At 68.1% G+C, this 21,612-nt stretch carries 18 protein-coding genes; 7 read left to right on the top strand and 11 right to left on the bottom strand.

Going from position 1 to position 21,612, the window contains the following annotated elements; all coding sequences use genetic code 11:
• The first annotated feature begins 59 nt into the window (after positions 1-59).
• The 4 genes from deoA (at position 60) to IPK27_17025 (ending at position 4,088) form a co-directional block, all read left to right on the top strand.
• Positions 60-1,373, top strand: a complete 1,314-nt coding sequence (deoA, locus tag IPK27_17010) for a thymidine phosphorylase (protein MBK8069259.1) — start codon at positions 60-62, stop codon at positions 1,371-1,373.
• A gap of 255 nt (positions 1,374-1,628) precedes the next feature.
• The gene (locus IPK27_17015) at positions 1,629-2,849 is read left to right on the top strand and encodes a phosphopentomutase (protein ID MBK8069260.1); all 1,221 of its coding nucleotides are present in this window, start codon (positions 1,629-1,631) and stop codon (positions 2,847-2,849) included.
• Positions 2,850-2,940: 91 nt separating this feature from the next.
• Complete coding sequence (deoD, locus tag IPK27_17020; protein ID MBK8069261.1) at positions 2,941-3,648, top strand: purine-nucleoside phosphorylase; 708 nt, start codon at positions 2,941-2,943, stop codon at positions 3,646-3,648.
• Between the two features lie 35 nt (positions 3,649-3,683).
• On the top strand, positions 3,684-4,088 hold the full coding sequence (locus IPK27_17025) for a cytidine deaminase (protein MBK8069262.1): 405 nt from the start codon (positions 3,684-3,686) through the stop codon (positions 4,086-4,088).
• A gap of 115 nt (positions 4,089-4,203) precedes the next feature.
• On the opposite strand, the gene IPK27_17030 is transcribed toward IPK27_17025, so the two are convergent.
• The 6 genes from IPK27_17030 to IPK27_17055 all read right to left on the bottom strand — a co-directional run bounded on the left by IPK27_17030 (position 4,204) and on the right by IPK27_17055 (position 11,591).
• The gene (locus tag IPK27_17030) at positions 4,204-5,241 is read right to left on the bottom strand and encodes a hypothetical protein (protein MBK8069263.1); all 1,038 of its coding nucleotides are present in this window, start codon (positions 5,239-5,241) and stop codon (positions 4,204-4,206) included.
• A 63-nt stretch (positions 5,242-5,304) separates the two neighbouring features.
• Positions 5,305-6,201, bottom strand: a complete 897-nt coding sequence (locus IPK27_17035; GenBank protein ID MBK8069264.1) for an alpha/beta fold hydrolase — start codon at positions 6,199-6,201, stop codon at positions 5,305-5,307.
• 27 nt (positions 6,202-6,228) lie between these two features.
• The gene (locus IPK27_17040; protein MBK8069265.1) at positions 6,229-8,523 is read right to left on the bottom strand and encodes a hypothetical protein; all 2,295 of its coding nucleotides are present in this window, start codon (positions 8,521-8,523) and stop codon (positions 6,229-6,231) included.
• A gap of 234 nt (positions 8,524-8,757) precedes the next feature.
• Positions 8,758-10,401, bottom strand: coding sequence for a chaperonin GroEL (gene groL, locus IPK27_17045; protein ID MBK8069266.1), 1,644 nt, complete (start codon positions 10,399-10,401; stop codon positions 8,758-8,760).
• Positions 10,402-10,466: 65 nt separating this feature from the next.
• Entirely contained in the window at positions 10,467-10,757 is a 291-nt protein-coding gene (groES, locus tag IPK27_17050; GenBank protein MBK8069267.1) for a co-chaperone GroES, read from the bottom strand.
• 27 nt (positions 10,758-10,784) lie between these two features.
• The gene (locus tag IPK27_17055; GenBank protein ID MBK8069268.1) at positions 10,785-11,591 is read right to left on the bottom strand and encodes a hypothetical protein; all 807 of its coding nucleotides are present in this window, start codon (positions 11,589-11,591) and stop codon (positions 10,785-10,787) included.
• A 161-nt stretch (positions 11,592-11,752) separates the two neighbouring features.
• Here IPK27_17055 and IPK27_17060 point away from each other — a divergent pair, with 161 nt between their 5' ends.
• Positions 11,753-13,705 (top strand): acetoacetate--CoA ligase, encoded by a 1,953-nt coding sequence (locus IPK27_17060; protein MBK8069269.1) that lies wholly within the window; start codon positions 11,753-11,755, stop codon positions 13,703-13,705.
• Positions 13,706-13,979: 274 nt separating this feature from the next.
• Positions 13,980-14,717, top strand: coding sequence for a pteridine reductase (locus IPK27_17065; GenBank protein ID MBK8069270.1), 738 nt, complete (start codon positions 13,980-13,982; stop codon positions 14,715-14,717).
• A 15-nt stretch (positions 14,718-14,732) separates the two neighbouring features.
• Here IPK27_17065 and IPK27_17070 read toward each other — a convergent pair whose 3' ends face one another.
• The 4 genes from IPK27_17070 to IPK27_17085 all read right to left on the bottom strand — a co-directional run bounded on the left by IPK27_17070 (position 14,733) and on the right by IPK27_17085 (position 20,337).
• Entirely contained in the window at positions 14,733-16,403 is a 1,671-nt protein-coding gene (locus tag IPK27_17070; protein ID MBK8069271.1) for a c-type cytochrome, read from the bottom strand.
• A gap of 91 nt (positions 16,404-16,494) precedes the next feature.
• Positions 16,495-18,333, bottom strand: coding sequence for an SLC13 family permease (locus tag IPK27_17075; GenBank protein MBK8069272.1), 1,839 nt, complete (start codon positions 18,331-18,333; stop codon positions 16,495-16,497).
• Positions 18,334-18,636: 303 nt separating this feature from the next.
• Positions 18,637-19,338 (bottom strand): tRNA (guanosine(46)-N7)-methyltransferase TrmB, encoded by a 702-nt coding sequence (gene trmB / locus IPK27_17080; protein MBK8069273.1) that lies wholly within the window; start codon positions 19,336-19,338, stop codon positions 18,637-18,639.
• Between the two features lie 204 nt (positions 19,339-19,542).
• Entirely contained in the window at positions 19,543-20,337 is a 795-nt protein-coding gene (locus IPK27_17085) for a thiazole synthase (GenBank protein MBK8069274.1), read from the bottom strand.
• A 96-nt stretch (positions 20,338-20,433) separates the two neighbouring features.
• Between IPK27_17085 and IPK27_17090 the strand changes: the two genes are divergently transcribed.
• Positions 20,434-20,937, top strand: coding sequence for a DUF1993 domain-containing protein (locus tag IPK27_17090; protein ID MBK8069275.1), 504 nt, complete (start codon positions 20,434-20,436; stop codon positions 20,935-20,937).
• Between the two features lie 19 nt (positions 20,938-20,956).
• Here the strand turns inward: IPK27_17090 and IPK27_17095 are convergent, their stop codons facing one another.
• Positions 20,957-21,604 (bottom strand): putative Ig domain-containing protein, encoded by a 648-nt coding sequence (locus IPK27_17095; GenBank protein MBK8069276.1) that lies wholly within the window; start codon positions 21,602-21,604, stop codon positions 20,957-20,959.
• Positions 21,605-21,612: the final 8 nt, after the last annotated feature.

A 21,612-nucleotide genomic window follows, 5' to 3' on the forward strand; every position in this document is an offset into this window, starting at 1 on the left:
GACTGCGGCAGAATCGGGGTTTGTCGCCGGAGCCTGCCATGCCTCAATCCGAACGCGAACTGCTGCAGCCGCAGGAAATCCTGCGCCGGATGCGCCACGGCGAGGTACCGACGGCTGGCGAGATCCAGGCGATCGTCGCTGGCATCTCTGACGGGCGGCTGGGCGATGCGCAGGTGGGTGCTTTCGCGATGGCGGTGTGCACGCGCGGCTTGCCGCCCGAGGCCACCACCACGCTGACGCTGGCGATGCGCGACAGCGGCAGCGTGCTCGACTGGCGCGGCGCGGGCTTCGACGCGCCGGTGCTCGACAAGCATTCCACCGGCGGGATCGGCGATGTGGTCAGCCTGATGCTCGGGCCGATGCTCGCAGCCTGCGGCGCACTGGTGCCGATGCTCTCCGGCCGTGGCCTTGGCCACACCGGCGGCACCCTGGACAAGCTCGAAGCGATTCCCGGGTACTGCGGCGTGGTGGATGTCGCCACCACCCATCGCTGCCTGCGCGAGGCGGGCGTGGCGATCATCGGCGCCGGTCCGGACCTGGCGCCGGCGGACCGCCGGCTGTACGCCATCCGCGACATCACGGGAACGGTCGAATCGCTGCCGCTGATCACCGCGTCGATCCTGTCGAAGAAGCTTGCGGCCAATTCGAACGCGCTGATCCTCGACGTCAAGACCGGCAGCGGCGCCTTCATGGCCACCACCGAGGCCGCGCGCGAACTCGCGCAGTCGCTGGTCACGGTCGCCAACCGCGCCGGCCTGGCGACCCGCGCACTGATCACCGACATGGACCAGTCGCTGGCGCCGGCGGTCGGCAACTCGCTGGAGACGCGCCTGGCCATCGAATACCTGCGCGGCGACGCGCGCCCGGCGCGGCTGCACGCACTGACCGTGCGCCTGGGTGCCGAGGCGATGCAACTGGCGGGCATGGTGGCGAGCGTCGCCGAGGGCGCGCGCCGGATGCAGGAAGCACTCGACAACGGCGCGGCGGCCGAGCGCTTCGCGCGCATGGTGGTCGCACTCGGCGGCCCGGCCGACATCCTCGACCAGCCGGCGCATTTCGCCGCGGCGCCGGTGGTGCGCCCGGTGCTGGCCGGTGCGCAGGGCGTGGTCGCGCGCATCGATGCGCGCGCGCTCGGCGTCGCGGTGGTCGGACTCGGCGGCGGGCGCAGCCTGCCGAGCGACAGCATCGATCCGCGCGTGGGCCTGACGGAGGTCATCGAGCTTGGCGTGGCGGTGTCGGCGGACACCCCGCTCGCGGTCGTCCACGCCGCCGACGAGGCCGCCTGGCAGCGCGCCGCGCACGCCGTGCGAGCGGCCTACACCATCGGCGAGCGCGCGGCGATGCCGCCGCTGGTGCATGAGGTGGTGGGCTGAGCATCCCGCCGAACAGGCCGCAAGATATCGATGAAGCGTAGCCCGTTGTGCCGCGCAGCGGCTCAGCGGGTACTGATCGCAAGTACCCGGGGAACGCGCTGAGCGCGTACCACCGGGCTACGCGCGCATGCGCTTGGATGCGCACGGTCCTTCGCGCGAATGAACGCAACGACCGGGATGGCCGGCACTTTGCGTTCCGCGCGCTTCGCGACTAACCTGCGAAATTCCATCCGCAGCAACGAGGGTGAATCCGCGATGCGTCGCGCCATGCTGATCGTGCTCGATTCGCTCGGGGTCGGTGAATTGCCGGATGCCGCGCGCTATGGCGACGTCGGTGCCGACACGCTGGGGCACATCGCCGCCTGGTGCGTTCGACCGGTGGCCGAGGGCGGCCGTGGCCGACCGCTGGCGATTCCGAACCTGGCGCGGCTGGGACTCGCCGATGCGGCCGCCGCGGCGCGTGGCGCGCCGCTGCCAGGCGTCGTCGGCAGCGCCAACGGGCATGCGCGCTTTGGCGCCTCGCGCGAGCGCTCCACCGGCAAGGACACCATCAGCGGCCACTGGGAAATCGCCGGGGTGCCGGTGCTGTTCGACTGGGGTTATTTCAGCGACAAGAGCGATTCCTTCCCGCCGGCGCTGCTCGACGCGCTGGCGCGCGAGGGCGGTGTCGCCGGCTTCCTCGGCAACTGCCACGCCTCGGGCACCGAGATCATCGCGCGGCTGGGCGAGGAGCACATCCGCTGCGGATTGCCGATCGTCTACACCTCGGCCGATTCGGTCATCCAGATCTGCGCCCACGAGGAGCACTTCGGCCTGCAGCGGCTGTACGACCTGTGCGCCGTCGCGCGCCGGCTGGTGGACGAATACCGCATCGGCCGGGTGATCGCGCGGCCCTTCCTCGGCACCTGCGCCGCCGATTTCAAGCGCACGCCGCACCGCAAGGACTATTCGGTGCCGCCACCGGAACCGACGTTGCTCGACCGCCTGCAGGCCGCCGGCGGCGAGGTGGTCGGCGTCGGCAAGATCAGCGACATCTTCGCCGCCCAGGGCATCAGCCGCTCGCTCAAGGCCAACGGGCTCGACGCGCTGGTGGCCAGAAGCATCGAGGCCTTCGACGCGGCGACCAGGTCCACCCTGGTGTTCACCAACCTGGTCGATTTCGATCAGGAATACGGCCATCGGCGCGACGTGGCCGGTTACGCCGCGGCGCTGGAGCACTTCGACACCCTGCTGCCCTCGCTGCTTGACCGCCTCGGGCCGGACGATCTTGCGGTGTTCTGCGCCGACCACGGCAACGACCCGACCTGGCCCGGCAGCGACCACACCCGCGAACACATCCCGATCCTCGCCACCGGCCCGGCGCTCGCGCCCGGCAGCATCGGCCTGCGCGACAGCTTCGCCGACATCGGCGCCAGCCTGGCCGAATGGTTCGGCTTGCAGCCGCTGGGCCACGGCCGATCGTTCTTGAAGCAGTGAAACGTGAAATGTAAAACGGCAATTCAGTCGCGCCATTGACGTTTCACTTCTCACTTTTCAAATTTCCACCTTACCCCTCCCAAGGCCATCCATGACCACCCCGCACATCGAAGCCCAAGCGGGCGCCTTTGCCGAGACCGTGCTGTTGCCGGGCGATCCCTTGCGCGCGAAGTACATCGCCGAGCGTTTCCTCGAAGGCGCGACGCAGGTGACTGCGGTGCGCAACATGTATGGCTACACCGGCCACTTCCGCGGCCAGCGGGTCTCGGTGATGGGCGGCGGAATGGGCATCCCGTCATGCTCGATCTACACCAGCGAGCTGATCGACCACTACGGCGTGAAACGCGTGCTGCGCGTCGGCACCTGCGGCGCGGTGCTGGATGAGGTGAAGATCGGGGACCTGGTGCTGGCGCTCGGCGCCAGCACCGATTCGGGCGTCAACCGCACGCGCTTTGGCGGATACGACCTCGCTGCCATCGCCGCCTGGCCGCTGGCGCGCGCGCTGGACGACGCCGCGCGTGCCGCGGGCCGGCCGATGCGCATCGGCAATGTGTACTCGACCGACCTCTTCTACAACGCCGCGCCGGGCCTCGTCGACATGCTCCGGCGCGCGAGCATCCTCGGCATCGAGATGGAGGCGGCTGGCCTGTACACCGCCGCCGCCGAACGCGGCGCCCAGGCAGCCGCATTGCTGACCGTGTCGGACCACCTGGTCACGCACGAGAAAATGAGCGTGGCGCAGCGCCAGCAGGGTCTGGATGCGATGATCGAAGTAGCGCTCACGGCCGTGGTCGCGTAGGTTCAGCGGTGCGAGTTTTTCCAGCGAGGCCGCCGATGAAGCACCAGGACCTGCTCGACGAATCCACTGTGGCGATGCGCCAGGCCTATGCCCCGTATTCGCAGTTGTTCGTCGGTGCCGCGCTGCGCAGCGCCAGCGGCAAGGTCTACTCCGGCTGCAATGTCGAATGTGGCGCCTTCGGCATCGGCAGTTGCGCCGAGCGCAACGCGATCGCCACCGCGGTACGCGCGGAGGGCGCCGGGCTGCGCATCGAGGCGGTGGCGATCAGCGCCGTCGACAACCGCGACACGCCCATGGCGATCCCGCCCTGCGGCGCCTGCCGCCAGTTGATCCGCGAACTCGGCCCGCAGGCCGAGGTGGTCTTCCTCGGTGGCGACGGCCTGGTCGAGACCGACATCAATGCGCTGCTGCCGCACAACTTCGTGCTGACCACGCTGTAGCCTGTGTGAGGCGTAGGCCGGAGTGGCGCGCAGCGGCTCTCCGGCGCTTTGCCGGTGAAGCGCTGCGCGCCACACCGGCCTACGCAAGCTGCGGCTCCGCGTCCGCATCAGCGCATCACTCGAATCCATTCGCGAAGAATGTGTTGGCCTCGTACGCACCGCGATCGACCGTCGGCCCGATGATCCTGGCGCCGCCATCGAGGTCGCGCGTCGAAAGGTCGCCGAAGGGCGTGTTCGCGCCCGTGTTGAGCGCAGGCGACGCTGGCCTCAGGCGGAAATCGCTGGCACTGACGAACAGCGGATCCACGCCGAGGTTGCTGTTGGCCAGCGCAGGCGTTCCTTCCAGCGTCTGGATGATGTTGGAGATGACGGTCATTCCGTTGGCAAAGAGATCCCGGCCGAAGTTGCCCCAGAGGATGTTGTTCGACAGGTACACCGCGCTGTCGCCGTCAAAGCGGATCACCGCCGAAGTAGGACCCGAGCCCACACTCTGAGTGACGGTGTTGTTGTTGAAATAGACCGTGGAGGAGTTGCTGATCGTGGACATGGCCGAGCCGGTCGACGCGCCGTTGCCGACGAACAGATTGCTGCGGATCACCAGCGGCGCGCCTGCGAGGTAGGCGCCGCCAGCAATCAGGCTCGCGTTGTTGTCACTGAAGATCATGTTCTCGACGGTGGTCCCGCCGTTGCTGCCGGTCACGGTGAAGATCGCAAGACCGCCGCCACGGTTGGTGTTGCCCTGGTTGCCGCCCTGGAAGCCGCGGGTGATGGTCAGCTTGCGGATCGTTGTGCTGCCGGTGCCAACGCCACGATTGATGATCAGCCCAGGATTGGTGTTCGCACCGTCGATGACGCTGGCGGTGGGACTGTGGCTGGCAAAGTCGCAATTGCCGAACAGGTTCGCCCAGCCGCCCTCGATCGTGATCGACTCCGTCCCGTCGAAATGCTGATTGCGCCCGAATCCGCCGGCCGGCGACACATAGGTGCCCGCCCGAAGCTTGATCAGATCGCTGGCATCGGCATTGGTGCTTGCCGACTGCAGCGCGGCCTGCAGTTCAGCCGAATTCGACACGCAGAAGGTCGCTGCGACCGCGGGTGCGCTTGGGCAGGAAGCGAGGACGGCGAACAGGATGATGGTACCGCGGTGAAGCATCGCAAGAGTCCGGTGCGTAGACCCCAGCAGAAACGCGCAGCCGGCGCCGAACGCACAGCGCCCTCAGGTTGCAACCGACCTGCAGTGCCTGTCGATGGAGTCGACCAACCTCGGCATTGCCCACGCCGGCAGGTCGTGCCCCATGCGCTCGATGATCTCGAGGCGCGCATGCGGGATGACGCGTGCCAGGTGGTGCGCGGCGGCCACTGGCACCAGCGGATCCAGCGCGCCGTGGATCAGCAGCGTCGGCGTGTCGATGCGCTTGAGATGTGCGCTGCGGTCGGGCTGGGCGCAGATCGCCAGCAGCTGGCGCAGCGTGCCATCCGGGCGATAGGCCCGCGTGAGTGCCCGGTCCAGCCCCTCGCGCAGGCGCGCGATCTCGAAGGGATCGTGGTGCCGCCCGATCTCGGTGAACAGCGCCACGTAGTGGTCCAACCGCTGCTGGTGGCTGCTCTGCGGGCCAGGCGCGCGCAGCATCAAGCGGGTCAGGTCCCACTTCGGCGGCGGCGCGGCGCGCGGGCCGGCGCTGGACATGATCGAGGTCAGCGACAGCACGCGACTGGGCGCCGCCAGCGCCAGCTGCTGCGCGATCATCCCGCCCATGCTCGCGCCGACGACGTGGAAGCGGTCGATGCCCAGCGCGTCAGCCAGCGCCAGCGTGTCCCCGGCCATGTCGTCCAGGGTGTAGGCGGCGCGGATCGGCAGCCGCAGCAGGTAGCGCAGGAAGGCGCGGCGCACGCCCATGTGCGGCGCCAGGCGCCCGCTGCCGGAGTGACCGATGTCGCGGTTGTCGAAGGTCAGCACGCGCCAGCCGCGCGCGGCCAGCCCGGCCACCATCTCTGGCGGCCACATCACCCGCTGCATCCCCAGGCCCATGACCAGCGCCAGCACCGGGCCGTCCGGCGGTCCGGTCAGTTCATGGTCCAGGTGCAGCCCGCGCGCGGGCAAGTCGATGCGCATGGCGCAAGCATCGCACCGATCCCATCCCTACTCGAACCCGTTGGCAAACATGTGCTCCGTGCGCGGGACCGTCACCGACCACACGCCGCGGCCCAGGGTGCCGGCGATCAGCCGGCGCGTCGACTGCACGAAGCGCAGGTCGAACACCAGCACATCCGGCAGGAAAATGCCGAAGCCGTACCAGACGTTGTCGTCGGTATCGACGAAATACACGCCTGACCGCGTGCCCAGCGCAAGTCGGTCGGTGCCGTCCTCGGGGATGTACTCGATGGTGCGGAAGTCGAAGGAACTGATGCTGGACAGGTTGCCGGTCACATCGGTCCAGGTGGTCCCCGAGTTGATCGAGCGGAACACCTGGTTGTCGTCGATCGCCCACACGCGCGCGGAATTCGTGGGGTCCATCGCGACATCGGTGACGGTGCTTGCGCCCGCCGGCAGCGCGGTGGTCGCCACGAAGCTGTTGCCCGAGCGGCGATATACCTGGCTGCCCTTGCCGACGTAGGCCGCGTCGACGCTGTTCAAGGCGCCGAAGGCCATTGCATTGCGGTTGGCGCCCGGCGCGACCTGCAGGCTGTAGGTCGGCGAAGCCGATGTCGCGTTGGTCGAAATGAAGATCAGCGAAGTACCACCCACCATCAGCCGGGCAGGGTCGATGCGGTTGATCTCAAGCGGAGTCACGAACTGGGTGCCGGTGATCCCGGGCATCGCAATCTCGGATACGAACAGGTTGGCGTTGCTGTAGCGCTGGCGCGTGAAGCTGCCGAGTCCCTGCGTGCTGACGTAGCGGTAACTCCCATTGATGAGAGTGATGTCGTCGATCGCCACATCGCCGCCGTCGCCGTCGAAGATGTGCTCCCAGCGCTGCGTGTTGGGCAGCTGCTGCATGTGGGTGCCATTGTCCTGGGTACCGATGGTGATCACGTTGGCGAGCCCGTCGTGGTCGAGGTCGTGCACCTCCATCACGGCAAGGTCGCCGATCGCCGATGTCCAGGTGCCCGCGCCGGTCGGATTGCTGCGGCGGTAAACGCCGCCATCGTCGCTCTCCAGCAAGCTGCCATTGGCATCGAAGGCGAGATCGCGGCTGTCAGCGTGCGGCGCGGTGTTGTTGCCACCGGCATCCATGATGATCGAGAACTGGCTGCCGGCTGCGGCCGTGGAATTCCCGCGACGGACGTCGCCCGTGAAGGGATAGCTGGTGATGCGGTCGCCGCCGATGAACACCAGCGTGTTGTTGCTCGGGTGCGCCGCGAGCGAGGTGTTCGGGAAACCCTGGCCGCCCGGATGGATCGGCGGCACGTCCATCGCGGTCCAGTTGCCGCCCTGGTTGGTCGAACGGAACACGCCGGTGAGGGTGGAACTGTTGACGATCGCCGCGAAGACCACGCCACCCGATCCGACCGACAAGCGGATGTTGCCGCCGGCGGTGGCCGTGCTGCCGATTCCGGTGCTGGCTGCCACCCAGGTTGCGCCACCGTTGTCGCTGCGCCAGACCGGCGTCGCCGATCCCAGCACGCCGACATAGAAGCGGCTGTTGTTGGTGGGGTCTTCGGCCAACTCGCCGATGCCGCCGGTCGGCAGGCCGGTGCCCGCGCCGCCCGACACCAGGGTCCAGTTCGCGCCGGTGTTGGTGCTGCGGTAGAGGCCGCCGCTGCGCGATGCCGCCATCAGCACGGCGCCGCGCGCGCTGACGCCGACCAGCTTCTGGCCGAGCAGAGTGGCTCCACCCAGTTCGGTCCAGTTCGAGCCGCCATTGGTGGTGCGGTAGACGCCGATCTCGTCGTCGCCGCGCTCGGCGAAGTTGCTGACACGGCCGGTGCCGACGATCAGCGTCTGGAAGCTCGCGTCGGTGCGGTCGAAGGCGATCGACGCGGTCGACAGCGAGCGCTGGAAATCGGTCAGGGGCGTCCAGTCCGGATCGGCCGCGGTCGCGTTGTTGGTGCGCCAGACGCCGCCATTGACCGAGGCGGCATACAGGATATTGGCATTGGTCGGATGTGGCGCCAGCGCGTGCACCGCGCCCGCGACCTCGTTGTCCGGCGGCACGACGACCTGCGCTCCCTGCGTCGGCGCGGGCCCCAGGGGGCTCCAGATCGGCAGCAGGATGATGATCCCGGAGGGCGCTTCTGTCGGCACGCTGCGCGCAGGCGGGCTTATCGCCGGGCGCTGCTCGGCCGGATCGACCGGCTCGCGATCGGACAAGTCGTTTTCGTTGACCTTCATGTCGGGCGGCGGCGCAGGCACGCGCAGGACGCCGATTCCCGGCTCGCCCGCCGCAACCGGAATTGCGCACAGGATCAGGATTGCCCCCAGCAACACACGCATCACACACCTCCGGGCTCTGGCATTTCCTTACCTTGCGCCCGATGCGCCGGGTCCTGCCTTGACTTGACGCAAGCCAGACCCCGCAAAAAAGCGAAGGGCAGGCCTTGCGGCCCGCCCTTCGTTGCAACGCTTGCTGCTGTATTCCGGGGATACGCGGGCCTTGGAGAACCTGCGCACCCGGCTACCTGGGCGGCGCGCGAACGCCGCCCGGTCCGGATCGACCCTGAGGGCCGATCAGAAATCCATGCCGCCCATGCCGCCGCCGTGGTCGTGACCGGCGTGGCCACCCGCCGCTTCCTTCTTCGGCAGCTCGGCGACCATGCACTCGGTGGTGATCATCAGGCCGGCGATGGAGGCCGCGTTCTGCAGCGCGTAGCGGGTGACCTTGGTCGGGTCCAGGATGCCCATCTCGACCATGTCGCCGTACTCGCCGGTGGCGGCGTTGTAGCCGTAGTTGCCCGAGCCTTCGTAGACCTTGTTCAGCACCACGCTCGGCTCGTCACCGGAGTTGGTGGCGATCTCACGCAGCGGCGCTTCCATCGCGCGCGCGGCGATCGAGATGCCGTGGTTCTGGTCTTCGTTGGCGCCCTTCAGCTTGCGCACCGCTTCCAGGCCGCGCACCAGGGCCACGCCGCCGCCCGGGACGATGCCTTCTTCCACCGCCGCACGCGTGGCGTGCAGGGCGTCTTCGACGCGCGCCTTCTTTTCCTTCATCTCGACTTCGGTCGCGGCGCCGACCTTGATCACCGCCACGCCGCCGGCCAGCTTGGCCACGCGCTCCTGCAGCTTCTCGCGATCGTAATCAGAGCTGGTCTCCTCGACCTGCTTCTTGATCTGGTCGATGCGCGCCTTGATGGTGTCGGCCTTGCCGGCGCCGTCGATGATCGTGGTGTTTTCCTTCTCCACGACGATGCGCTTGGCGGTGCCCAGATCCTTCAGCGTGGTCTTCTCCAGCGACAGACCCACTTCCTCGGAGATCACCTGGCCGCCGGTCAGGATGGCCATGTCTTCCAGCATCGCCTTGCGACGATCGCCGAAGCCCGGGGCCTTGACCGCGCAGACCTTGACGATGCCGCGGATGGTGTTGACCACCAGCGTGGCCAGCGCCTCGCCTTCCACTTCCTCAGCGACGATCAGCAGCGGCTTGCCGGCCTTGGCGACGGCTTCCAGCACCGGCAGCAGCTCGCGGACGTTGGAGATCTTCTTGTCGTGCAGCAGGATGTACGGGCTCTCCAGCTCGGCCTTCATGGTCTGCTGGTTGTTGATGAAGTACGGGCTCAGGTAGCCGCGGTCGAACTGCATGCCCTCGACGACGTCGAGCTCATTGTTCAGGCCCGAGCCTTCCTCGACCGTGATCACGCCTTCCTTGCCGACCTTGTCCATCGCGTCGGCGATGATGGTGCCGATCTCGGCATCGCTGTTGGCGGAGATGGTGCCGACCTGGGCGATTTCCTTGTCGTCCTTGCACGGCTTGCTGATGGCCTTGAGCTGCTCGACGGCGGCGACAACCGCCTTGTCGATGCCGCGCTTGAGGTCCATCGGGTTCATGCCGGCGGCGACCGCCTTCATGCCCTCGCGGATCAGCGCCTGCGCCAGCACGGTGGCGGTGGTGGTGCCGTCGCCGGCGACATCGGAGGTCTTGGAAGCGACTTCCTTGACCATCTGCGCACCCATGTTCTCGAACTTGTCGGCCAGTTCGATCTCCTTGGCGACGGACACGCCGTCCTTGGTGATCGTCGGCGCGCCGAAGCTCTTCTCGAGCACGACATTACGGCCCTTCGGGCCCAGGGTGACCTTGACCGCATTGGCCAGGACGTTCACGCCCTTGACCATGCGCGCACGGGCGTCTTCGGAGAAACGGACTTCTTTGGCAGCCATTGCTGTTTACCTCGGTAAAAAGTGAAAGGTGAAAAGTGAAAGGGAAGCCGAAGCGCGGTGCGCTATCAGGCCTCGATCACACCCATGATGTCTTCTTCGCGCATCACCAGCAGTTCTTCGCCGTCGACCTTGACCTCGGTGCCGCTGTACTTGCCGAACAGCACCTTGTCGCCGGCCTTCACCGCGATCGGACGCACGCTGCCGTTCTCCAGGATCTTGCCGTTGCCGGCAGCGATGACCTGGCCGCGGACCGGCTTCTCGGTGGCGGAGTCGGGGATCACGATGCCGCCGGCGCTGACGCGCTCTTCTTCCATGCGCTTGATGATCACGCGATCGTGCAAAGGACGGATTTTCATGGCGATAGGGCCTCTGAATGAGTTGAATCAATGATTTAGCAGCAGATGAGTGCCGCGACAGGCTGAGCGGAAGCCAGCCCGGCGCGCGACGGGCCCTTTATTGGGGGCGGGTTCAAGGGGATTCAAGAGGCCGGTTGTGGGTTGTGGGTTCCGGGTTGTGGGCAGCAGTCCGCGGCACCGGCCCGACAGCGCCTTTGCTGTCGCCGCCCACAACTCACAACCCACAACCCATAACCCGGGTTCACTTGGCGCAACGATCTCCAACCCGCCCACGTACTCGATGTCCTGCACCGTGCGCGAGTTGCGGCCCATGGAGACGGCGTCGACTTCCTGGCGGACCGGGCGGCCGCTGGCGGTATCGACGTAGAGCTTGGTGCTGGTCTGCGCCTCGACGCCCATCATCTTCATGGTCTGTTCGATCTGGTAGGTCTTCGCCGGCTTGCCGCCGACGTCCTCGGTGCCGAGCGCCTCGACCTTGGTCACGCCGGCCTTGGCCTGCTCGACGAACTCGGGGCTCATGTACTGCTTGCTGACCGCGGCGGTGCCCGGCGGGGCTTCCATCCAGTCCTGGCCCGGGAGCTTGATCCAGGCGCCTTCCGGGGTGATGACCATGTCCCCGCCGGGGCCGCCGGTGATGCGCATGCGCTCCGGGATGACGATCTCGACCTGCTGCTTGAAGGTCTGGTTGTTGGCGCTGGTCTCGATGCTGGCGCGATAGGTCTTGGCGGCGATCATCGCGTCCCACGCGGCAAAGACCTCTTCCTTCGCGCCGGCGTGGGCGAGGCCGGCGGAGCCGAGGAGGACGATGGCGGCGGCAGTCTGGAATGGGCGCATGGCGGTTTCCTCGTCAGTGGTTGCAGGCGCTACAACGGCGCCGCGAGAGCGCGGATGATACGGAGCCAACCCGTGCGGCGCGCTGACCGAACGACCGATGTCGCCCGGCGCGCCCACGCCGCATGCTTGCGGCCATTTTCGACCCTGCGGAGCCCTGCCCCATGACCGCTGCCCTGTGGACCCCCAGCCAGGAGCGCATCGACGCGGCCAACCTGAGCCGCTTCAAGCGCTTCGCGCACGAGCGCTTCGGCGCCGAGCTGCCCGACTACGAAGCGCTCTACGACTGGTCGAACACCCACCCGGACCGCTTCTGGACCGCGGTGTGGGAGTTCTGCGGCATCCGCGGCCGTGGCGACCTGACGCCGGCCCATGAGCACTTCGAGCGCATGCCCGGCTGCCGCTTCTTCCCGAAGGCCGAGATCAACTTTGCGCAGAACCTGCTGCGCTTCCGCGACGAGCGCCTGGCGATCATCGCGCGCGGCGAGGATGGCTCCACTCGCGAGCTCAGCTACAACCAGCTCGCCGAACAGGTGCGGCGGGTGCGCGCGGCGCTCGCCGCGCAGGGCGTGGGCCCCGGCGACCGCGTCGCCGGCTTCGTGCCGAACCGCCCCGAGGCGGTGATCGCGATGCTCGCCGCGGCCAGCCTGGGCGCGATCTGGTCCTCGTGCTCGCCGGACTTCGGCATCAACGGCGTGCTCGACCGCTTCGGCCAGATCGCGCCGAAGGTGCTGTTCACTGCCGACGGTTATTTCTACGGCGGCAAGCGCTTCGATTGCCTGGAGAAGGTCGCCGGCATCCTCACCCAGCTGCCGAGCGTGCAGCGCGTGGTGGTGTTCGCCTATGCCGGCACCGACCGCGAGCTCGCGAGCGTGCCGAACGCGGTGCGCTGGGATGAGTTCGCCCCGGAGACCACCGAGCTCCTGAGCTTCCACCACGGTCCCTTCGACCGTCCGCAGTACATCCTGTATTCCTCGGGCACCACCGGCGTGCCCAAGTGCATCGTCCACGGCCAGGGCGGCACCCTGATCCAGCACCTGAAGGAGCTGGTGCTGCACACCGATTTGCGCCGCGAGGACCGCATCTTCTACTACACCACCTGCGGCTGGATGATGTGGAACTGGCTGGTGTCCAGCCTCGCGGTGGGCGCCACCATGGTGCTGTTCGACGGCTCGCCCTTCCACCCGGGCCCAGGCTCGCTGTTCGACCTGGTGGACGAACTCGGCATCAGCGTGTTCGGCACCAGCGCGAAGTGGATCGCCGCCGCCGACAAGGCCGGCGTCAAGCCGCGCGAGACCCACAAGCTGAGCAAGCTGCGCACGATCCTGTCGACCGGCTCGCCGCTGGCGCCGGAGAGCTACGACTACGTCTACCGCGACATCAAGCCGGATGTGCTGCTGGCCTCGATCAGCGGCGGCACCGACATCGTCTCCTGCTTCGTGCTCGGCAACCCGGTGCTGCCGGTGTACCGCGGCGAACTGCAGTGCCGGGGCCTGGGCATGAAGGTCGAGATCCTGGACGACGACGGCAAGCCGGTGCGCGGCGAACCCGGCGAACTGTCCTGCACCCAGCCTTTCCCGTCGATGCCGGTCGGCTTCTGGAACGACGCCGACGGCCACAAGTATCACGACGCCTACTTCGGCAAGATCGACAACACCTGGTGCCACGGCGACCTCGCGCTGCTGACCGAGCACGACGGCATCGTCATCCTCGGCCGGTCCGACGCCACCCTGAACCCCGGCGGCGTGCGCATCGGCACCGCGGAGATCTATCGCCAGGTGGAGAAGCTGCCGGAAGTGCTGGAATCGATCTGCGTGGCGCAGGACTGGGACAGCGATGTTCGCGTGGTGCTGTTCGTGCGCCTGCGCGAGGGCCATGAACTGGATGAGGCCATGCAGGGCCGCATCCGCAAGGTCATCCGCGACAACACCACCCCGCGCCACGTCCCCGCCAAGATCCTCGCCGTGCCCGACATCCCGCGCACCATCAGCGGCAAGATCGTCGAACTCGCCGTGCGCAACGTGATCCACGGCAAGCCGGTCAAGAACACCGACGCGCTGGCCAACCCGCAGGCGCTGGAGCACTTCCGCGACCGCGGCGAACTGTCGCAGCCCTGAGTGCGCGGCAAACCTGCTCACTGCGGGCTTGCACCCAGGAGCAGGACGCAGAGAACGCAGAGGAGAAGCAGAGAGAGCGCAGAGAGATCACTTGGGCTGGAGCGCCTGTCTCCCGAGTGATCCAGTCGCAGTATTGACGGTCGAACGCAGGATCCAGACCAGACAAGCCTTACCCTCCGCGGTCTCTCTGCTTCTCCTCTGCGTTCTCTGCGTCCTGCTTGTCGCTGGGCCGTGCGACAAAGCCTGTTCGTGCGCGGCGCGATATGCTGCGGGGATGAGCACAGCCCCTGTCGTCCTCGTCACCGGCGCCGCGCGCCGCGTTGGCGCCACCATTGCGCGCCGCTTGCATGCGGCGGGGTTCGATGTCGCATTGCATTACCGCAGTCCCGGCGCCGACCTGGTTGCGCTGGTTGCGGAACTGGAGTCGGCGCGCCCGGGGAGCACGCTGGCGCTGCAGGCGGACCTGGCGGACATCCCGGCGACCACGGCGCTGGTGCCGGCGATCCTGGCGCGCTTCGGCCGGCTGGATGCGCTGGTCAACAACGCGTCGAGTTTCTACCCGACGCCACTCGGCGGCATCGAAGAAGCGCAGTTCGACGACCTGATGGCGACCAACGCGCGCGCGCCGCTGTTCCTGGCGCAGGCCGCCGAGGCGCCGCTGCGCGCTGCGCGCGGCGCGATCGTCAACCTGGTCGACATCTACGCGGACCGTCCGATTCCGCGCTACCTGCCCTATTGCATGGCGAAGGCGGCGCTGGTCGCCCTGACCTACGGCCTGGCGCGCGAACTCGGCCCCGAGGTGCGCGTCAACGCCATCGCGCCGGGCAACATCCTGTGGTCGACCAATCCCGAGAAAGCGGAGACCCTGGCGATGGTCGAGCAGCGCACCGCGCTCAAGCGCCAGGGCTCCCCGGAAGACCTTGCCGGCGCGGTGTTGTGGCTGCTGCGCGACGCCGGCTATGTGACCGGCCAGGTGCTGCGGGTGGACGGCGGGCGCTGGCTCAATATCTGAAGCGCGCCGGGCACGTCAGTCCTCGAAGCCGCTGGCCCACAGCTCATCGTCGGGGCCGATCAGCCGGAAAGCGACACTACCGCTGGCCGACCAGCCGCCAGGTGCCGCCGGATCCTGGACGAAGACGCGCAGGTAGAGCAGCGCATCGCCGACCTCGGTGCGCGTCGGCAATGCCAGGTCGATCGAACCGGCGCCGAGCGCGGACAGGCTGAAGTCGATGCTGCGCAGCGCGGAGGCTGTGGCGCTGGCGGGATCGGAGAGCGCCAGCAGCGCACGTGCCGGGGCTGCCGGCAAACCGCCATCGACGCCGAGGGTGAACCCGCTGTCACCGACCAGCGGCGGCTCGTAGGCAGTCAGCCGCGGGATCGCGCCGCCGCTGCCGGGGATGCCCTGGCTGGAAGCTTGGGGCACGGCGGTTGATTCGGTGTACAGCTGCGGCCGCGCGAACGGCCCGGTTTCGTTCTGCACCCGTGGGTCGGTCAGCGGCCGGCGCAGGAAGGTCACGATGGCCGCCTGCTGCTGCGGCGTCAGGCCCAGCGGCACGATGCGCGGATCCTTGTTCGGCGCACTGAAATCGCCGCCGCGGTTGTAGAAGGCGACCACCTCTTCCAACGTCTGGAAGCGCCCGTCGGCGAAATATGGCGCCGACAGTTCGATGTTGCGCAGCGGCGGTGTGCGCATGCGGCCGCGATCGCCATTGTTGCCGGTCACGGCGAAGCGGCCCGGATCGGCGTTGCCCGGGCGCACCCCGATATAGTGGAAATTGTTGTCGCTGAGCAGCGGCCCACCGTGGCAGCGCGCGCAGCCCGCCTGCACGAAGGCCTGGCGCCCGGCGAGTTCGTCCGCGGTCATCGCCGCCTGGTTGCCGGCGAGCTGCAGGTCGTGCGGCGTCTGGTTCGATACCAGCGTGCGCTCGTAAGCTGCGATCGCCAGCGCCAGCCGCGCGGAGCTCACCTCCGGCGTGCCAAACACCTCTTCGAACAGTTGCGGGTAGCTGCGCCCGGCAATCCAGTCGCCCAGCGCCTGGGGCACTGCGGGCGACAGCTTCAGTGGCGAAATGGCGGCGATGCGCTGGGTCATGTCCGCCAGGGTGCCGCCGGCATGTGCCATTTCCACCGCGTTCACCACTGGCCCGAGCGCCTGGTTCTCCAGCGCACCGCCTGCCGGGATCAGGGTCTGCTGGGTGTCCGGGTCGAGGAAGACGCCGGCGGCACGACCGTCCCAGAACAGGGTGGTCGGGAAGCCCGCGTTCACCGCGGTCTGCGATTGGCGCGATCCCACCTGCGGGGCCATGCCGAACAGCGGGTCGAACTGGTAAATGCCGTTGGCGGCGTGCGCCGGCACGCCCATCGACCCGACGATGTCGTCCGGCGTGCCGAACACCTGGTCCGGCCCCGGGTGCACGCTGGCCGGGTTCGGCGTGCGCGTGCGCTGGTCGGTGCCGCCGGCACGCGGCATGTGGCAGCTGCCGCAGGCCACCGTGCCGGTCTTGGAGAGCTGCTCGTCCCAGAACAATGCCTGGCCCAGCGCGATCTTGGCCGTGGACTGTGGGTTGCCCGCCGGGACCGGCGCCGCCGCGGGCAGCGGCGCGAAAGCGGGCGGCGGGGGCGGACCGCCCTGGGCGGACAACCGCGGCGCGGCCGCGCACGTGAGGACGAGGGCTAGGGCAGCCAGGAACAGACGCATGACAGGTGTCTCCACTACAGGGCTGTGGGACACGTTAGCGTGCGATTGTGGATTGAAGATGGAGCCGGGACTCCGGACGGTATCCGCAAGCTCAGAACAACCAGGTGACCATCGCCACCGAAAGCCCGGCGAAGACGAAAGTCAGCGGCAGGCCGATACGCAGGAAATCCCGCGTGCGGTAGCTGCCCGGCCCGCTGATCAGCGAATTGACTGCGTTGCTGGCGGTCAGGAAGTTGTTCGAGGCGCCGAGCGCGGCGATCAGCGCGAACTCCAGCGGACTGGCGTTCGCAGCGAGCGCCAGGTTGATCGCCATCGGCACCATCAGCACGGTGGCGCCGATCTGGCTGATCGCCATTGCGGCCATTGCGCTGAGCAGCGCGATGGCCAGTTGCAGCGACCAGATCGGCCAGCCGCCGAGATAGGCGAAAGCCTCCTGGGAGAGCCAGGCCGCAGTGCCGCTGTTGTCCACGGCGGCGCCGAGCGGAATCAGGCAGGCGAGCACGAAGATGGTCTTCCAGCTGATCGCGCGATAGGCCTCGTCCATGCTCAATACGCCGGTCAGCAGCATGCCGACGGCGCCCGCCAGCAGCGCCACAGACAGCGGAAAATGCCCCACCAGCGCCAGCCCGTAGCCCAGCGCAAAGAAGATCACCGCGTACCACAGCTTTTGCGGACGGTGCTCCTCCTGCGGGAAGTCGGTGATCACGACGAAATCCCGCTCGTGCACGTGTTCGGCCAGTTCCGGCCAGCCGCTGTGAAACACCAGGCAATCGCCCGACTGCACCACCACGCGGCGGATGTCTTCGCGATAGACCTCATCGCCTCGGGTCAGCGCCAGCGGGCTGATGCCGTAACGCTTGCGCAGGCGCAGCTCGCCGATGGTCTTGCCGATGAAGCGCGAGTTCGGCGGAATCACCGCCTCGGAAATACCCGAGCGCGCCGGATTGAAGGCCTCCTCCAGCTGGCGCACCTGCGGCGCACGCGACAGCCCGTGCTGCTGGGCGTAGTGCTCCAGCACATCCGGCGGCGCCAGCGCCCCGATCACCGTGCTCTGCGCCAGCAACTGGTCGCCGGGCGGCGCCACGCGCACGCCCAGGTTGTCCTTGATCGCCAGGATCAACGGCGCGCCGGGCAAGGTCTCGGCATCCTGGATGCTGTGGCCGATCAGCGCGCTGCCTGCCTCGACCGTCAGCTCGAAGACCTCGCCGCGGATGCCGTACACCTGTTCGAAGTAGCTCTCAGTGGTACCCGGCGTGACCGGCTGGCGATCGTCCTGCGCTTCCAGCACGCGACTGCCGTAGAAGCGGAAGTACAGGACCCCGGCCATGAACAGCGCCAGCCCCACCGGCAGCACCACGAACAGCGGCAGGGTGCGGAAGGACTCGGCGCCCGAGGGCAGGTTGCGGTTGGCCGCCAGCAGCAGGTCGTTGAGCAGGATCATCGGCGAATTGCCGACCATGCTCATGGTCCCGCCGAGCACCACGCAGAAACCCATCGGCATCAGCAGGTGTGCCAGCGGATAACCGGTGCGCGCGGCGATGCGGCTGGCCACCGGCAGGAACAGCGCGACCACCGCCGGGTTCTGCATGAACGCGCTGGTGGTGCCGGCCACCAGCGACAGCGCCACCACCAGGCGCTTTTCCTCGCCCTGCGAGAGCTTCAGCACCAGGCTGGCCGCGTGCCCCATCACGCCGGTGCGGTCCAGTCCCGCGCCAAGCACCATCACCGCGAGCACGCTCATCACTGCGTTCGACGCGAATCCGTCGAACAATCGATCCACCGGCACCAGTTGCGTGAGCCCCAGCACCACCAGGATCACCAGCGCCGCGACATCGGACGACACCCATTCGCGCACGAACAGGATCACGGTGAGGCCAAGGATGACCAGCACCAGCGCCATGTCGAAGGAGAGTGTCAGCGCACCATCCATCTCACTCGCAGCATCGTCGGGCGCGCGGCCCGCAGGAAGTCGATATTAAAAGGATGTTAAGCAGGATGGCAGCGGTTCAGGCGCACTGTTCAGCGTTCGAGAGGGATGAAGCGCGGGAAGTTGCGGGTTGGTTGTGGGCACCGCGGGTTCTGGGTTGTGGGTTCTGGGTTGTGGGCAGCAAAAGCGCGCGGCGTGCCGGTGGGTCGCGGTTTCGCCCGCCCTGGCTGCCCACAACTCACAACCTACAACCCACAACCGGCACGCGCTCATCGAAACCACGAGGCCGCCTCCGCCCACGCCGCCTCACACCCGCTCGTACACCATATCCCACACCCCATGGCCCAGCCGCCGGCCACGGCGCTCGAAGTGGGTTTCGATGCGGCCTTCAGGGCGTGGCACGTAGCCATCGCTGGTGCTGGTGTTGCGGAACAGCGGCGAGGGATCGAGCACTTCGCGCATCCACAGCGCGTAGGGCTCCCAGTCGGTGGCGAGATGGAAGCGGCCGCCCGGGCGCAGGCGGCTGGCGACCAGCTCGGCGAACGGGGTCTGCACGATGCGCCGCTTGTGGTGGCGGGTCTTGTGCCAGGGATCGGGAAAGTACAGGCGCACTTCGTCCAGGGAGCCGGGCAGGATCGCGTTGCGCAGCACTTCCACGGCGTCGTGCGAGATCACGCGGACGTTGTCGATGCCGCGCGCGTTGAGCTCACGCAGCAAACGCCCGACGCCCGGCCGGTGCACCTCGATGCCGAGGTAGTTGCGCGCCGGATCGGCCGCCGCCGCCGCGGCGATCGCCTCGCCGTTGCCGAAGCCGATCTCGATCACCACCGGCAGCGGCTGCGCGAACCAGTCGCGCGGATCCGCCGCCGGGCGCGGCCAGTCCAGGCCATAGCGCGGCCAGTCGCGCTCCAGCGCCTCGCGCTGCGCATCGGTGGTCCGCCCCTGGCGCAGCACGAAGCTGCGGATGGCGCGGTGCTGTATGGAGGGCGGTGAACCGGGATCGGACATGGTCAATCAGTGGTTGCAGATCAGAATTCTTGTCCGCGAAGGACGCAAAGAACGCAAAGAGAGCGACGATTGGTCAGTTCCAGCGACAGTCTCGCAACCTGCGCCGACTGAATGTGACCCTGCTTTCCTTTGCGTCCTTTGCGTCCTTTGCGGACAAGGCTCTTTGCTCAGCTTTGTTCAGAGGTGCGACGGTCGGAGCTGCCGCTACTCGATCATCCCCGACATCGGCGAGGACGCGTTGGCGAAGCGCTTGCGCGGGATGCGGCCGGCGAGGAAGGCCTCGCGGCCGGCTTCGATGGCCTTGCGCATCGCCGAGGCCATCAGCACCGGGTTCTGCGCGCCGGCGATGGCGGTGTTCATCAGCACGCCGTCGCAGCCGAGTTCCATCGCCACCGCGGCATCGGATGCGGTGCCAACGCCAGCATCGACCAGGATCGGCACGGTCTTTTCCTCGATGATGGTGAGGATGTTGTACGGGTTGCGGATGCCGAGGCCAGAGCCGATCGGCGCCGCCAGCGGCATCACCGCAACGCAGCCGCGCTTGGCCAGTTCGCGCGCGACGATCGGATCGTCGTTGGTGTAGACCATCACCTGGAAGCCCTCGCGCACCAGGATGTCGGTCGCCTTCAGGGTCTCGACCACATCCGGGAACAGGGTCTTCAGGTCGGCCAGCACCTCCAGCTTCACCAGCGGCGCGCCGTCCAGCAGCTCGCGCGCCAGGCGGCAGGTGCGCACCGCGTCGTCGGCGGAGAAGCACCCCGCGGTGTTCGGCAGGATGGTGTAGCGATCCGGCGGCAGCACATCGAGCAGATTCGGCTGGCTCTTGTCCTGGCCGATGTTGCTGCGGCGGATCGCCACGGTGACGATCTGCGCACCGGCGGCCTCGGTGGCCAGCCGGGTCTCTTCGAGATCCTTGAACTTGCCGGTGCCGGTCAGCAGCCGGGAGCGGTAGGTCTTGCCAGCGATCAGCAGAGGGTCGTGGTGGGTCACGTCGGGAATGGGCAGCAGCGGAAAAGCGCGAGATTACGCCAGGGCGGCGGCAACTGCAGCCCGCCCGCGTGGGATGATCTGCGCCCCATCCGCTCGGGACAACCCATGGCCATCGACCTCTACGAATCCACCGTCCCCTTGTTGCTGCACCACCTGGGCAGCCTGGATCGATTGCTCGACAAGGCAGCCGAGCACGCCGCGGCGCGCGGTTTCGACCCCGGCAACCTGCTGCGCGCACGGTTGGCGCCGGACATGTTCGACCTGACCCGCCAGATCCAGATCGCGACCGACCAGGCCAAGGGCTGCGGCGCGCGGCTGGCCGGTGTCGAGGTGCCGAAATTCGAGGACGTCGAGACCACCATCCCGGAACTGAAGGCACGCATCGCGCGCACCCAGGAGTTCCTGCGCAGCCTGGACCGCGATGCGATCGCCGGCGCCGAGGAGCGGCCGGTGTCGATCACGATCCCTGGCCGCACGCTGGAGTTCACCGGCAAGGCCTATGCCCATACCTGGGTCTGGCCGAACTTCTACTTCCACTACACCATGGCCTACGCCCTGATGCGCCACAACGGCGTGGTTCTGGGCAAGCGCGACTACCTCGGCGCCTGACGGTTCGCGCGCCGGCGGTTCACGCCGCTGGCGCGGCCAGGCCCACATGCCGCCGGCGCACCTCGGCCAGCAGGCCGCCGACCGGAATCGCCCGCGCCGCGCGCGCCGGCGACACCACCAGCGCCAACGGTGCCAGCGCTGCCTGCGCGCCCAGTTGCGCACGCAGGCTGCAGCACCAGACGCCGGCCTGGGTGGGCACGCCGTAGAGGCGTCCGCTGTGCGCATCCAGGCGCAGGCCCGGCGGCAAGCGGCCGTCGCAGACACTCCAGATCACCGGGAGCGACGGCGTGGCCAGGCGCATCTGGGCGCACAGATCGTTGCCGACGCGGGCCGCCGGCAAGCTCTCGCGCACGATTTCCAGCCGCGGCGCCTCGGCCACTTCGAGCAACCAGCGCCTGACCGGCCCGGCCGGACATTCTTCGAACTCGACGACGTAGCTTCCAGCGACCGCGGGTACGCCGGCCAATCCGGTCGCGGGATCGAAGGTGATTCCAGGCGGCAGCCGCGTCCCGGGCAGCAGCCGCACCGGCTGGTCGGACAGTTCCGCCAGGTAGTCCTCGCCCGCCACGGCGCTCGGCAGGCGCCGCCGGTAGCGCAGTGCGGCGAGGCGCGCCTGCAGGCGCAGGACCTGGTCGTCGGCGAAGGGATCCGCTTGCGAGAGGTTCATGGGCAGGG

The sequence above is a fragment of the Rhodanobacteraceae bacterium genome (genome assembly GCA_016713135.1).
In the GTDB taxonomy this organism is placed as follows: Bacteria; Pseudomonadota; Gammaproteobacteria; order Xanthomonadales; family SZUA-5; genus JADKFD01.

Coding starts and splice junctions, on each gene's coding strand:
- IPK27_17015 (MBK8069260.1), top strand. CDS start 1,629: ATGCGTCGCGCCATGCTGATCGTGCTCGATTCGCTCGGGGTCGGTGAA.
- deoD (MBK8069261.1), top strand. CDS start 2,941: ATGACCACCCCGCACATCGAAGCCCAAGCGGGCGCCTTTGCCGAGACC.
- IPK27_17025 (MBK8069262.1), top strand. CDS start 3,684: ATGAAGCACCAGGACCTGCTCGACGAATCCACTGTGGCGATGCGCCAG.
- IPK27_17030 (MBK8069263.1), bottom strand. CDS start 5,241: ATGCTTCACCGCGGTACCATCATCCTGTTCGCCGTCCTCGCTTCCTGC.
- IPK27_17035 (MBK8069264.1), bottom strand. CDS start 6,201: ATGCGCATCGACTTGCCCGCGCGCGGGCTGCACCTGGACCATGAACTG.
- IPK27_17040 (MBK8069265.1), bottom strand. CDS start 8,523: ATGCGTGTGTTGCTGGGGGCAATCCTGATCCTGTGCGCAATTCCGGTT.
- groL (MBK8069266.1), bottom strand. CDS start 10,401: ATGGCTGCCAAAGAAGTCCGTTTCTCCGAAGACGCCCGTGCGCGCATG.
- groES (MBK8069267.1), bottom strand. CDS start 10,757: ATGAAAATCCGTCCTTTGCACGATCGCGTGATCATCAAGCGCATGGAA.
- IPK27_17055 (MBK8069268.1), bottom strand. CDS start 11,591: ATGCGCCCATTCCAGACTGCCGCCGCCATCGTCCTCCTCGGCTCCGCC.
- IPK27_17060 (MBK8069269.1), top strand. CDS start 11,753: ATGACCGCTGCCCTGTGGACCCCCAGCCAGGAGCGCATCGACGCGGCC.
- IPK27_17065 (MBK8069270.1), top strand. CDS start 13,980: ATGAGCACAGCCCCTGTCGTCCTCGTCACCGGCGCCGCGCGCCGCGTT.
- IPK27_17070 (MBK8069271.1), bottom strand. CDS start 16,403: ATGCGTCTGTTCCTGGCTGCCCTAGCCCTCGTCCTCACGTGCGCGGCC.
- IPK27_17075 (MBK8069272.1), bottom strand. CDS start 18,333: ATGGATGGTGCGCTGACACTCTCCTTCGACATGGCGCTGGTGCTGGTC.
- trmB (MBK8069273.1), bottom strand. CDS start 19,338: ATGTCCGATCCCGGTTCACCGCCCTCCATACAGCACCGCGCCATCCGC.
- IPK27_17090 (MBK8069275.1), top strand. CDS start 20,434: ATGGCCATCGACCTCTACGAATCCACCGTCCCCTTGTTGCTGCACCAC.
- IPK27_17095 (MBK8069276.1), bottom strand. CDS start 21,604: ATGAACCTCTCGCAAGCGGATCCCTTCGCCGACGACCAGGTCCTGCGC.